A 12,082-nucleotide genomic window follows, 5' to 3' on the forward strand; every position below is an offset into this window, starting at 1 on the left:
CATGAACTGGGATATCGTCCTCTCCCTCCTGATCATGCTGGGCAAGAGCTTCCTGCTCATCGCCTGCCTGCTGGTCTTCATCGCCTATATCCTGCTCGCCGACCGCAAGATCTGGGCGGCGGTGCAGCTGCGGCGCGGGCCGAACGTGGTCGGCCCCTTCGGCCTGTTCCAGAGCTTCGCGGACCTGCTGAAATTCGCCTTCAAGGAGCCGATCATCCCCTCCGGCGCGAATAAGGGCGTGTTCCTGCTGGCGCCACTGGTCACCTGCCTGCTGTCGCTCTCGGCCTGGGCGGTCATCCCGGTGGCGGAAGGCTGGGCGATCGCCGACATCAATGTCGGCATCCTCTACATCCTCGCCATCTCCTCGCTCGGCATCTATGGCGTGATCATGGCCGGCTGGGCGTCGAACTCGAAATACCCCTTCATGGGCGCGCTGCGCTCGGCGGCGCAGATGGTGTCCTACGAGGTCTCGATCGGCTTCGTGATCATCACCGTTCTGCTCTGCGTCGGTTCGCTGAACCTGTCGGCGATCGTCGAGGCGCAGAACACCAGGGCCGGGCTGTTCGGCTGGTACTGGCTGCCGCTCTTCCCGATGTTCGTGATCTTCTTCATCTCGGCCCTGGCCGAGACCAACCGCCCGCCCTTCGACCTGCCCGAGGCGGAGTCGGAGCTGGTGGCCGGCTACATGGTGGAATATTCCTCCACCCCCTATCTGCTGTTCATGCTCGGCGAATACGTGGCGATCATGACCATGTGCGCGCTGACCACGATCCTGTTCCTCGGCGGCTGGCTGCCGCCGGTGCCGGTCGCGCCCTTCACCTGGCTTCCCGGCGTGTTCTGGTTCGCCTTCAAGATGTGCGCGGTCTTCTTCATGTTCGCCATGGTGAAGGCTTTCGTGCCGCGCTACCGCTACGACCAGCTGATGCGCCTGGGCTGGAAGGTCTTCCTGCCGCTCTCGCTGGTCTCGGTGGTGGTGGTCGCCTTCGTGCTGCAGCTCACGGGCTGGGGGCCGGTGCGCTGATGGCGGGCCTGGTCGGAGCCCTGATCGGCTTCGCGCTCGGCCTGCTGGAATATCGCGTGATCTCCGGCGCCGTCGTCGCGGCGCTGCGCCGGACGGATCGTTCGCAGAGCGATGAGGAGCGGGCCGATTATGCCCGCCGCATCCGCATCCTGCAGGCGGTCCTGCTGCTGATGACGGTCGGCGCCATGCCGGTCGTCGGGTTTTTTGTCGGCCGGGCCCTGTTCGGCTGAGACGGATGAAGAAGAGGATTGCCCTGCGATGACACTCGCGCAAGCCGCCAAGAGCCTGCTCCTCAAGGAGTTCGTCTCGGCCTTCGCCCTGTCGATGCGCTATTTCTTCAAGCCGAAGGCGACGATCAACTATCCCTTCGAGAAGAATCCGCAGAGCCCGCGCTTCCGCGGCGAGCACGCCTTGCGCCGCTATCCCAATGGCGAGGAGCGGTGCATCGCCTGCAAGCTCTGCGAGGCCATCTGCCCGGCGCAGGCCATCACCATCGAGGCCGGGCCGCGCCGCAATGACGGCACGCGCCGCACCACGCGCTACGACATCGACATGACGAAATGCATCTATTGCGGCTTCTGCCAGGAGGCCTGCCCGGTCGATGCGATCGTCGAGGGGCCGAATTTCGAATTCGCCACCGAGACCCGCGAGGAGCTGTTCTTCGACAAGGAGCGGCTGCTCGAGAACGGGGCGCGGTGGGAGCGCGAGATCGCGCGCAACATCGCGATGGACGCGCCGTATCGCTGAGGCGGCGCGTTGCGACAAGCGAATGGCGGGTGAAACCTCTGCATTCGCCACTCGCAACGCGCCACTCGCCCGCTTATAGACGCACCCAACGGCGCCCGGCCGAGAGTCGGACGCGTTTCAACGAGGGCCACCCGCGAGGGTGGAAGGGCTGACCGAGATGAACGCCGCAGCGGCTTTCTTCTATCTATTTTCGAGCATCACCATCGCCTCGGCGGTGATGGTGGTCGCATCGCGCAATCCGGTTCATTCGGTGCTGTTCCTGATCCTCGCCTTCGTCAATGCGGCGGGGCTGTTCCTGCTGCTCGGCGCCGAATTCCTGGCGATGCTGCTGATCGTCGTCTATGTCGGCGCAGTCGCCGTGCTCTTCCTCTTCGTGGTGATGATGCTCGACGTCGATTTCGCCGAGTTTCGCCAGGGCTTTCTGCAATATCTGCCGATCGGCGCGCTGGTCGGGCTGATCTTCGCGGTCGAGCTGCTGGTCGTTGTCGGCGCCTGGGTGATCGACCCGCAGATCGTGCGGGCCCCCGTCGCGCCGATTTCCGGCACGCTCAGCAACACGGCCGCGCTCGGGCAGGTGCTCTACACGCAATATGTCTATTACTTCCAGGCGGCCGGGCTGGTGCTGCTCGTCGCCATGATCGGCGCGATCGTGCTGACCCTGCGCGAGCGTCCCGGCGTCAAGCGCCAGGACATCAACCAGCAGAACGCCCGCACCAAGGACACCGCGATGGAGGTCCGCAAGGTCGCCTCGCATGCCGGCATTCCGGAGGAGACGGTCTGATGATCGGATTGGGCCATTATCTCGCGGTCGCCGCGATCCTGTTCACGCTCGGCGTGCTCGGCATCTTCATCAACCGCAAGAACGTCATCGTCATCCTGATGTCGGTCGAGCTGATCCTGCTCTCGGTCAACCTCAACTTCGTGGCCTTTTCCAGCTTCCTGAACGACATCGTCGGCCAGGTCTTCGCGCTGCTGGTCCTGACGGTCGCCGCGGCGGAAGCCGCGATCGGCCTCGCCATTCTCGTCGTCTACTTCCGCAACCGCGGCACGATCGCGGTGGAAGACATCAACATGATGAAAGGCTGAGCGTCACGACGCCCGGATCCGGCCCATGTATCACGCGATCGTCTTCCTCCCCTTGATCGGCTTCCTGATCGCCGGCCTGTTCGGCCGGCTGATCGGCGCGCGCGGATCGGAAATCGTCACCACCTCGCTCCTCGTGGTCTCCGCGGTCCTCTCCTGGATCGCCTTCTTCAATGTCGGCTTCGGCGCCGGAACGACGCGCGTCCAGGTCGCCACTTGGATGGCCTCCGGCGATCTCAGGGTCGATTGGGCCTTCCGCATCGACACGCTGACGGTGGTGATGCTGGTCGTGGTCAACACGGTCTCGTCGCTCGTGCATCTCTACTCCATCGGCTACATGCACGAGGATCCGCATCGGCCGCGCTTCTTCGCCTATCTCTCGCTGTTCACCTTCGCGATGCTGATGCTGGTGACCTCGGACAATCTGGTCCAGATGTTCTTCGGCTGGGAGGGCGTCGGTCTCGCCTCCTATCTGCTGATCGGCTTCTGGTATCAGAAGCCCTCGGCCAACGCGGCGGCGATGAAGGCCTTCATCGTCAACCGGGTCGGCGATTTCGGCTTCGCGCTCGGCATCTTCCTCGTCTTCGTGCTGTTCGGCTCGGTCGGCTTCGACGGGATCTTCCCGCGGGTCGGCGATCTCGCGACGCAGAGCTTCCGCTTCCTCGGTTATGAGTGGAACGCGATGACGCTGGCGGCGCTGCTGCTGTTCATGGGCGCCATGGGCAAATCGGCGCAATTCCTGCTGCACACCTGGCTGCCGGATGCGATGGAGGGGCCGACGCCGGTCTCGGCGCTGATCCATGCCGCGACCATGGTCACGGCCGGCGTCTTCATGGTGGCGCGCCTGTCGCCGATTTTCGAATTCGCGCCGAACGCGCTGACCGTCGTCATCATCATCGGCGCGACCACGGCCTTCTTCGCCGCGACGGTCGGGCTGGTTCAGAACGACATCAAGCGCGTGATCGCCTATTCCACCTGTTCGCAGCTCGGCTACATGTTCGTTGCGCTCGGCGTCGGGGCCTATTCCGCCGGCATCTTCCACCTCTTCACCCACGCCTTCTTCAAGGCGCTGCTGTTTTTGGGCGCTGGCTCCGTCATTCACGCCATGCATCATGAGCAGGACATGCGGAATATGGGCGGGCTGCGCCGGCACATCCCGCTGACCGCGGCGGCGATGACCATCGGCACGCTGGCCCTGACCGGATTCCCGCTTTTCGCCGGCTATTTCTCCAAGGATGCGATCATCGAGAGCGCCTATGCCTCGGTCGCGCATAAGGGCTTCGCGGGGACCTATGCCTTCGTGCTGCTGGTGGTCGCGGCCTGCATGACCTCCTTCTATTCCTGGCGGCTGTATTTCATGACCTTCGAGGGCAAGCCGCGCTGGGCCGGCCATTCTCATGGCCATGATGATCACGGCCATGCCGACCACGCGCACCAGACCCATGCGGCCCATGCCCATGCAGCCCATGCCCATGCCCATGCGGATTCGGCGGTCACCGGCCATCCCGATCGCGATCCCCCGGCGCATGAGGACGGGCCCGGCGCCCATGAGCATGACCATGGTCACCACGAGCTGAAGCCGCATGAGAGCCCGCTGGTCATGCTGGTACCGCTCGCCGTGCTCTCGCTCGGCGCCGTGGCGGCCGGCTTCGCCTTCAAGGAGGCCTTCATCGGCCATAATTACGAGAGCTTCTGGAAGGCGGCGCTGTTCACCGGCAAGGACAACCACATCCTGCACGAGATGCACGAGGTGCCGGGCTGGGTGATCGCCTCGCCCTTCATCGCCATGCTGATCGGCTTCGCGCTGGCGGTGTATTTCTATGTGCTGCGGCCCGACATGCCAGTGCGCCTCGCCGCCGCCAACCCGGCTCTCTACAAATTCCTCTTGAACAAATGGTATTTCGACGAGCTCTACGACGTGCTCTTCGTGCGTCCGTCGATGTGGCTCGGCCGCTTCTTCTGGAAGAAGGGCGACGGCATGGTCATCGACGGGCTGGGGCCGGATGGCGTCTCGGCGCGCGTCGTCGACGTCACCAACCGGGTGGTCCGGCTGCAGACCGGCTATCTCTATCACTATGCCTTCGCCATGCTCGTCGGGGTCGCGGCCCTGGTGACGTGGTACCTCCTGGCCCGCGGGTGAGATGATGTTCGGCTTCGGTATCCTCACAGGCCTGCTCGTCCTGCCGCTGGTCGGCGCGGCCTTCATCCTCGCCCAGCGCGGCGACCAGGCATCCGTCGATTCCAATGCCCGCTACGCCGCGCTGGCGACGACCATCGCGACCTTCGTGCTCGCTCTGGTCGCCTGGAGCCGGTTCGACGCGGCCAATCCCGGCTTTCAGATGGTCGAGACCCATGGCTGGGTCTCCGACGCGATCAAGTTCAAGCTCGGCGTCGACGGGTTCTCCTTCCCCTTCATCGTGCTGACCGCCTTCCTGATGCCGTTCTGCATCCTGGCGTCCTGGCAGTCGGTCACGAAGCGGGTCAGGGAGTACATGGTCGCCTTCCTGATCCTGGAGACGCTGATGATCGGCGTCTTCGCGGCGCTCGACCTCGTGCTGTTCTACCTGTTCTTCGAGGCGGGCCTGATCCCGATGTTCCTGATCATCGGGATCTGGGGCGGCAAGCGGCGCGTCTACGCCTCCTATAAATTCTTCCTCTACACGCTGCTCGGCTCGGTGCTGATGCTACTGGCGCTGATGGCGATGTACTGGAACGCCGGCACCACCGACATTCCGACGCTGCTCGCCCATAAATTCCCGTCGGGCATGCAGACCTGGCTGTGGCTCGCCTTCTTCGCCTCCTTCGCGGTGAAGATGCCGATGTGGCCCGTCCACACCTGGCTGCCGGACGCGCATGTCGAGGCGCCGACCGCCGGCTCGGTCGTGCTGGCGGCGATCCTCCTGAAGATGGGCGGCTACGGCTTCATCCGTTTCTCCATCCCGATGTTCCCGGAAGCCTCGCAATATTTCGCGCCCTTCGTCTTCGCGCTCTCCGTCGTCGCCATCGTCTACACCTCGCTGGTGGCGCTGATGCAGGAGGACATCAAGAAGCTCATCGCCTATTCCTCCGTGGCGCATATGGGCTTCGTCACGATGGGCCTGTTCACCTTGACGCCGCAGGGCATCCAGGGCGCCATGTTCCAGATGGTCAGCCACGGGCTGGTCTCCGGCGCGCTCTTCCTCTGCGTCGGCGTGGTCTATGACCGCATGCATACGCGCGAGATCGCGGCCTATGGCGGCCTCGTCAACCGCATGCCGGTCTATGCCGTGATCTTCATGGTCTTCACCATGGCCAATGTCGGGCTGCCCGGCACGGCCGGCTTCGTCGGCGAGTTCCTGACGCTGATGGGCGCCTTCAAGGCCAATCCCTGGGTCGCCTTCATCGCCACCTCGGGCGTGATCCTCTCGGCCGCCTATGCGCTGTGGCTCTACCGCCGGGTGATGTTCGGCGAGCTCGTCAAGCCGGAGCTCAAGGGCATCGCCGATCTCGACCGCCGCGAAATGGCGATCCTGATCCCGCTCGTCCTGCTGACGGTCTGGTACGGCATTCGCCCCGGCACCATCCTCGACGCCTTCGCCGCACCGACGGAAGCGCTCATCCGGAATTATCAGGCTGCCCTCACCGCCGCGAAAACGGCGATGATGGCGGTCAATTAAGGTCGCTCCCCCATGACCGTACCCGCTCTCGGCCCGGCTCTGCCGGAAATCATCCTCGCGCTCGGCGCCATCGCGATGGTGCTGGTCGGCGCCATCCGCGGCGAGCGGGCGACGCGCCTGCTCGAAGGCGCGGCGCTGGTCCTGTTCGCGGTCGCGCTGGTGGTGATCCTCTCGGCCGATGGCCGGCTGTTGACCTTCAACAACGGCTTCGTGGCCGATGGTTTCGGCCGCTTCATGAAGGCGTTGACGCTGGTCGGCGCCGCTGCCGCCATCATCCTGTCCTCGGACACGCTGCGGCGCGACGGCTCGATGCGCTTCGAATTCCCGATCCTCGTCGTGCTCGCCACCATCGGCATGATGATGATGATCTCGGCCAACGACCTGATCAGCCTCTATGTCGGGCTCGAGCTGCAGTCGCTGGCGCTCTATGTCGTCGCCGCCTTCGACCGCGACAATGCCAGGTCGACCGAGGCCGGGCTGAAATATTTCGTCCTCGGCGCGCTCTCCTCCGGCATGCTGCTCTACGGCTCCTCCTTGGTCTATGGCTTCACCGGCACCGTCAATTATGCCGGCATCGCCGCCGCGGTCGCCGGCGGCAAGGTCGGGCTCGGGCTGATCTTCGGCATCGTCTTCATCTCGGCCGGCATCGCCTTCAAGATCTCCGCCGTGCCGTTCCATATGTGGACGCCGGACGTCTATGAGGGTGCGCCGACGCCGGTCGCCGCCTTCTTCGCCGCCGCGCCGAAAATGGCCGCGATGGCGATGATGACCCGCATCTTCATCTCCGCCTTTCCCGGCGCGCTGCATGAATGGCAGCAGATCGTGATCTTCATCTCGATCGCCTCCATGGCGCTCGGCGCCTTCGCGGCGATCGGGCAGACCAACATCAAGCGGCTGCTCGCCTATTCCTCGATCGCCAATATGGGCTATGCGCTGGTCGGCCTGGCCGCCGGCACCGCCTCCGGCGTCCAGGGCGTGATGGTCTATATGGCGATCTATCTCGCCACCACGCTCGGCGCCTTCGCCTGCGTGCTGATGATGCGGCGCGACGGCAAGGCGGTGGAGGAGATCGGCGAATTGGCCGGGCTCTCGCGCACCAATCCCTGGATGGCCTTCGCGCTGTCGATGATGATGTTTTCGCTGGCCGGCATTCCGCCGCTCGCCGGGTTCTGGGCGAAGTTCTACGTCTTTCTCGCCGCCATCGACGCCAAGCTCTACACGCTCGCGGTCGTCGGCGTGGTGACCAGCGTGATCGGCGCCTATTACTATCTGCGCCTGGTCAAGATCATCTATTTCGACGAGGCGAAGCCGGCCTTCGAGCGTGGCGATGTCGGCACGCGCGCCGTGCTGCTGGTCTCGGCGATCTTCGTGCTGGTGCTGTCGCTGGTCCCGGCTCCGCTGTTCGACTCCGCCGCCGCGGCGGCGAAATCCCTGTTCTGATCCGGGCGGGAACCCGGTCTCGCGCGGCATGCTGGCCGAATCCGTCCGCGCCGCCGGCTACCGCCTGATCGTCCGCGACGCCGTCGGCTCGACAATGGACGAGGCGCGCCGCGCCCTCGAACAAGGGGATCCCGGTAAGCTCTGGATCGTGGCGCGCAGCCAGGAGGCGGGGCGGGGCCGCCATGGACGGCAATGGGGCTCGCCGCCGGGCAATCTCTATTCCAGCCTGCTGCTGGTCGCGCCCTGCGAGCCGCCGCAGGCGCCTCAGCTCTCCTTCGTCGCGAGCCTGGCGCTGCATGACGCCGCGGCCAGGCTGACCGGGCTGGCGCCGCCCAGGCTGGCGCTGAAATGGCCGAACGACCTGCTGATCGACCGGGCGAAATGCTCGGGGCTGCTGCTCGAGGGCGAGAGCCGGGCAGGGGTGTTCAGCGTCATCATCGGGCTCGGCATCAACATCGCCTCCTGCGCCCAGGGCACGCCCTATCCCGCGAGCTACCTCCAGGCGCATGCCCCCGGCGTCACCGTCGAGGCGGCGCTGGATGCGCTGAGCGCGGCGATGCTGAAGCGGCTGAGCGATTGGCGCGGCCCGGGCGGCTTCGCGCAACTGCGGGAGGAATGGCTGGCGCGGGCCGCCTTCCTGGGCGAGACGATCACCATCCGCCCGCCGGAGGGCGCCGTCAGCGGGGTCTTCGTCGGGCTCGACGCGAACGGCAGGCTGCTGCTGCGGACCACGGGCGGAACCCGCAGCTTCGATGCCGGCGATCTGTTCTTCACCCCCGTCGGCTGAAGCGGTGCGCGGCCGCTGCGGCCGGCACCGCCGCTCTGGAGCGCGGGCGGCTGGCGTGATAGGGCTCCGGCTCAAAACCCGCGCAACGATGCGCCCCTCCCGAAACTGACAGGATCAGCAGTGCCTCGTTCCCAGGACCAACTCGTTTTCGTTCCGCTCGGCGGCCTCGGCGAGATCGGCATGAATGCCGCCCTCTACGGCTATGGCCCGGAGGGGCGGCGGAAATGGATCCTGGTCGATTGCGGCCTGTCCTTCGCCGGCGCCGATGTGCCCGGCGTCGACATCGTCCTGCCCGACCTCCGCTACATCATCGAGGAGCGCGCCAATCTCCTCGGCATCGTCATCACCCACGCCCATGAGGATCATATCGGCGCGCTCGCCGCGCTGTGGCCCTCGCTGCGCGCCCCCGTCTATTGCACGCGCTTCGCCGCCGGCCTGCTCGGCACCCGCCGGCTCTCGGAGCCCGGCGCGCCGAAAGTCCCGATGAACATCGTGCCCCAGGGCGGGCGGGTGCAGCTCGGCCCCTTCGACATCGAATTCGTGCCGGTCGCCCATTCCATCCCCGAGTCGAACGCGCTGGCGATCCGCACGCCGGCCGGCCTCGTCGTTCATAGCGGTGACTGGAAGATCGACCCGACGCCGGGCGTCGGCATTCCGACCGACGAGAAGCGTCTGCGCGAACTGGGCGAGGAGGGCGTGCTCGCCCTGATCTGCGATTCAACCAACGTCATGCGCGACGGCACCAGCCCGAGCGAGAGCGATGTCGCGGCGAAGCTGAGCGAGCTCGTTCATTCCGCCCCCGGCCGCGTCGCCGTCACCACCTTCGCCTCCAATGTCGCCCGGCTGCGCGCGGTGGCAGAGGCGGCGATGGCCAATCAGCGCGAGGTCGTGGTGGTCGGCCGCGCCATGGACCGCGTCATCGACGTGGCGCGCGAATGCGGCTATCTCGACGGCATTCCCGCTTTCCGCTCGGCCGACACCTATGGCTATCTGCCGCGCGACAAGGTGGTGGCCCTGCTCACCGGCAGCCAGGGCGAGCCGCGCGCCGCGCTTTCGCGCATCGCCTCCGACGATCACCCCGAGATCGCGCTCTCTCCCGGCGACCGGGTAATCTTCTCCTCGCGCACCATCCCGGGCAACGAGAAGGCGGTGGGCAACATCCTCAACGCGCTGGCCCGCGACAATATCGAGATCATCACCGACCGCACGCATCTCGTGCATGTCTCGGGCCATCCCCGCCGCGAGGAGATGGCGCGGCTCTATGGCTGGCTCAAGCCGCAGATCGCGATCCCGGCCCATGGCGAGGATCTGCATCTGAGCGAGCATGAGAAATTCGCGCGCGGCCTCGGCGTGAAGCAGGTGATCAGGCCCGGCAATGGCGATATCGTGCAGATCGCCGCCGAGGGCGCGCGCAAGATCGACGAAGCGCCCCATGGCCGGCTCTACCAGGACGGCAATCTGCTGGTGAACGCGCTGGACAAGACGATCCAGGAGCGCCGCAAGCTCTCCTTCGCCGGGATGATCTCGGTCGCCGTGGCGATCGACGAGAAGGGTGGGCTCGCCGGCGATCCGGAGATCGCCGTGCTCGGCCTCCCGCCGCGCACCCGCGACGGCTCGGATTTCGACGAATATGTCGCGGAAGCGGTCAGCGAGCTCCTCGACAATGTCCCCAAGGCCCGCCGGCGCGACCCCGAGGCGCTGCGCAACGCGCTCGAGCGCGGGTTGCGCAGCGCCGTGAACGAGGAGTGGGGCAAGAAGCCGCTGGTGCATGCGCTGGTGATTGAGGTTTAGTAGAGGGATCGGCAGTCTGCGCGGTCGGCCCCTCTGCCGGCCGCTTCAGCGCGGCTGCCGAGCCCGATTGCCCGCCCAGGAGTTTCCATGATCGGTCGCCTCAACCATGTCGCCATCGCGGTCAGGGACCTCGCCGCCTCCACGGCGCTCTACCGGGACACGCTCGGCGCGCGGGTCTCCCAGCCCCTGCCACAGCCCGAGCATGGCGTCACCGTGGTCTTCGTCGAGCTGCCCAACACCAAGGTCGAGCTGCTGGAGCCGCTCGGCGCGGAGTCGCCGATCGCGAAATTCCTGGAGCGCAACGCGGATGGCGGCATCCATCATATCTGCTACGAGGTCGACGACATCCTGGCGGCGCGCGACCGGTTGAAGGCCCAGGGGGCGCGGGTGCTAGGCTCGGGCGAGCCGCGCATCGGCGCGCATGGCAAGCCCGTGCTGTTCCTGCACCCCAAGGATTTCTGCGGCACGCTGGTCGAGCTTGAGCAGGCATGAGCGAGATCGACTTCTTCGGCCGTCCCGAGGCCGGTTCGCCGCGTCCCTTCAGCGCCGCGACCCGTGCCGGCGGGCTGATCTTCGTCTCCGGCCATTCCGCGCCGCATGACCCGGCGCGCGGCGTGTTTCGCGGCGACAGCCCGGCCGAGGAGGTCCGCAACGCGCTCGCCCATATCGAGAAGATCCTGCAGGAGGCGGGCAGCGGCCTCGATCGCATCGTGCAGGCGACCATGCTGATCACCGATCCCGCCGATTACGCCGCCTGCAACGCTGAATATGTGAAGCACTTTCCCAATGGCCTGCCGGCGAGGCACACGGCCCGCTTCGGCGTGCCGACCGAGGCCCGCGTCGCCTTCTCCTGCATCGCGCTCGCGGGAGAGGATCGATGACGGTCGTCGGCGGGCTGGCCCTGTACTTCGTCATCTGGTGGACGGTCCTGTTCGTGGTGCTGCCCTTCGGCGTGCGCAGCCAGGCCGAGGAGGGGCTGGTGATCGACGGCACCGAGCCGGGCGCCCCCGTCCTGCCGGGGCTGCTGCGCAAGGCGGCCATCACCTCCGTGATCGCGGCGCTGGTCTTCCTCCTGGTCTGGTACGTCTGGGCGACGTTCGACCTCTGAAGCCTTTGGGCCGGGCCGCCCCGAGCTCTGTGTTTTGGATCGCGGCGGAGCCGTCCGCCTCTCGCCATCCGCGCCTTGCCGGCCGTCGCTTGCTGGCGGATCGGGCTCACCGAATTCGTCCGGACCCTCGCCGCCGCATCCGCCCGGCCGGCCGCTCGCCGTCCCAAGCGTGACAGAGCGCGGCCGGTTCGCCCGCGGCCAGCGTCTTCATCCCAAGCTCCCGCTGCTTGCAGCTCGCAAGCGCTGAGCCGGCTCAAGGCGTCGGCAAAGGCTCGGACAACGCTCACCCACCAGCAGAACCGCAAACGCAGCGCCGGCTGACCGACGGGGGACATTACTGAAGTAAGTTCATCATTATATTAGTTTAAAATCTATAAAAACTAGATAATACGCGACAATGACGCAACGAAAACAAGTTGCATCGCGTCGTCATATGTCCTAGGCCCTGA

13 protein-coding genes are annotated in these 12,082 nt (G+C 66.1%); all 13 read left to right on the forward strand.

Features of this window, described 5'->3' with window-relative positions:
• The first annotated feature begins 1 nt into the window (after position 1).
• The 13 genes from nuoH (at position 2) to ASG72_RS14305 (ending at position 11,633) form a co-directional block, all read left to right on the forward strand.
• Positions 2 to 1,021, forward strand: a complete 1,020-nt coding sequence (nuoH, locus tag ASG72_RS14245) for an NADH-quinone oxidoreductase subunit NuoH (RefSeq protein WP_056713311.1) — start codon at positions 2 to 4, stop codon at positions 1,019 to 1,021.
• Positions 1,021 to 1,251 (forward strand): hypothetical protein, encoded by a 231-nt coding sequence (locus ASG72_RS14250; RefSeq protein ID WP_056713313.1) that lies wholly within the window; start codon positions 1,021 to 1,023, stop codon positions 1,249 to 1,251. The genes nuoH and ASG72_RS14250 overlap by 1 nt, the downstream gene beginning before the upstream one ends.
• Positions 1,252 to 1,279: 28 nt before the next feature.
• Positions 1,280 to 1,768, forward strand: a complete 489-nt coding sequence (nuoI, locus tag ASG72_RS14255; protein ID WP_056713314.1) for an NADH-quinone oxidoreductase subunit NuoI — start codon at positions 1,280 to 1,282, stop codon at positions 1,766 to 1,768.
• A gap of 157 nt (positions 1,769 to 1,925) precedes the next feature.
• Positions 1,926 to 2,549 (forward strand): NADH-quinone oxidoreductase subunit J, encoded by a 624-nt coding sequence (locus ASG72_RS14260; protein WP_056714716.1) that lies wholly within the window; start codon positions 1,926 to 1,928, stop codon positions 2,547 to 2,549.
• Positions 2,546 to 2,854: an NADH-quinone oxidoreductase subunit NuoK gene (nuoK, locus tag ASG72_RS14265; RefSeq protein WP_056713315.1), complete on the forward strand. Its 309-nt coding sequence runs from the start codon at positions 2,546 to 2,548 to the stop codon at positions 2,852 to 2,854. Before ASG72_RS14260 ends, nuoK begins: the two co-directional genes overlap by 4 nt.
• Positions 2,855 to 2,879: 25 nt before the next feature.
• Complete coding sequence (gene nuoL, locus ASG72_RS14270; RefSeq protein WP_056713316.1) at positions 2,880 to 4,991, forward strand: NADH-quinone oxidoreductase subunit L; 2,112 nt, start codon at positions 2,880 to 2,882, stop codon at positions 4,989 to 4,991.
• A 4-nt stretch (positions 4,992 to 4,995) separates the two neighbouring features.
• A complete protein-coding gene (locus ASG72_RS14275) occupies positions 4,996 to 6,507 on the forward strand; it encodes an NADH-quinone oxidoreductase subunit M (protein WP_056713317.1) in 1,512 nt (503 codons plus the stop codon).
• A 12-nt stretch (positions 6,508 to 6,519) separates the two neighbouring features.
• Positions 6,520 to 7,947 (forward strand): NADH-quinone oxidoreductase subunit NuoN, encoded by a 1,428-nt coding sequence (gene nuoN, locus ASG72_RS14280; RefSeq protein ID WP_056713318.1) that lies wholly within the window; start codon positions 6,520 to 6,522, stop codon positions 7,945 to 7,947.
• A gap of 28 nt (positions 7,948 to 7,975) precedes the next feature.
• The gene (locus ASG72_RS14285; RefSeq protein WP_056713320.1) at positions 7,976 to 8,734 is read left to right on the forward strand and encodes a biotin--[acetyl-CoA-carboxylase] ligase; all 759 of its coding nucleotides are present in this window, start codon (positions 7,976 to 7,978) and stop codon (positions 8,732 to 8,734) included.
• A 120-nt stretch (positions 8,735 to 8,854) separates the two neighbouring features.
• Positions 8,855 to 10,525 (forward strand): ribonuclease J, encoded by a 1,671-nt coding sequence (locus ASG72_RS14290; RefSeq protein ID WP_156395973.1) that lies wholly within the window; start codon positions 8,855 to 8,857, stop codon positions 10,523 to 10,525.
• An 87-nt stretch (positions 10,526 to 10,612) separates the two neighbouring features.
• Positions 10,613 to 11,017: a methylmalonyl-CoA epimerase gene (gene mce / locus ASG72_RS14295; protein ID WP_056713321.1), complete on the forward strand. Its 405-nt coding sequence runs from the start codon at positions 10,613 to 10,615 to the stop codon at positions 11,015 to 11,017.
• Complete coding sequence (locus ASG72_RS14300; protein ID WP_056713323.1) at positions 11,014 to 11,406, forward strand: RidA family protein; 393 nt, start codon at positions 11,014 to 11,016, stop codon at positions 11,404 to 11,406. Before mce ends, ASG72_RS14300 begins: the two co-directional genes overlap by 4 nt.
• Positions 11,403 to 11,633, forward strand: a complete 231-nt coding sequence (locus ASG72_RS14305) for a DUF1467 family protein (RefSeq protein ID WP_056713325.1) — start codon at positions 11,403 to 11,405, stop codon at positions 11,631 to 11,633. Before ASG72_RS14300 ends, ASG72_RS14305 begins: the two co-directional genes overlap by 4 nt.
• Positions 11,634 to 12,082 lie beyond the last annotated feature (449 nt).

The organism is Allobosea sp. Leaf344, from assembly GCF_001426225.1.
In the GTDB taxonomy this organism is placed as follows: domain Bacteria; phylum Pseudomonadota; class Alphaproteobacteria; order Rhizobiales; family Beijerinckiaceae; genus Allobosea.

Coding starts and splice junctions, on each gene's coding strand:
- nuoH (WP_056713311.1), top strand. CDS start 2: ATGAACTGGGATATCGTCCTCTCCCTCCTGATCATGCTGGGCAAGAGC.
- ASG72_RS14250 (WP_056713313.1), top strand. CDS start 1,021: ATGGCGGGCCTGGTCGGAGCCCTGATCGGCTTCGCGCTCGGCCTGCTG.
- nuoI (WP_056713314.1), top strand. CDS start 1,280: ATGACACTCGCGCAAGCCGCCAAGAGCCTGCTCCTCAAGGAGTTCGTC.
- ASG72_RS14260 (WP_056714716.1), top strand. CDS start 1,926: ATGAACGCCGCAGCGGCTTTCTTCTATCTATTTTCGAGCATCACCATC.
- nuoL (WP_056713316.1), top strand. CDS start 2,880: ATGTATCACGCGATCGTCTTCCTCCCCTTGATCGGCTTCCTGATCGCC.
- ASG72_RS14275 (WP_056713317.1), top strand. CDS start 4,996: ATGTTCGGCTTCGGTATCCTCACAGGCCTGCTCGTCCTGCCGCTGGTC.
- nuoN (WP_056713318.1), top strand. CDS start 6,520: ATGACCGTACCCGCTCTCGGCCCGGCTCTGCCGGAAATCATCCTCGCG.
- ASG72_RS14285 (WP_056713320.1), top strand. CDS start 7,976: ATGCTGGCCGAATCCGTCCGCGCCGCCGGCTACCGCCTGATCGTCCGC.
- mce (WP_056713321.1), top strand. CDS start 10,613: ATGATCGGTCGCCTCAACCATGTCGCCATCGCGGTCAGGGACCTCGCC.
- ASG72_RS14300 (WP_056713323.1), top strand. CDS start 11,014: ATGAGCGAGATCGACTTCTTCGGCCGTCCCGAGGCCGGTTCGCCGCGT.
- ASG72_RS14305 (WP_056713325.1), top strand. CDS start 11,403: ATGACGGTCGTCGGCGGGCTGGCCCTGTACTTCGTCATCTGGTGGACG.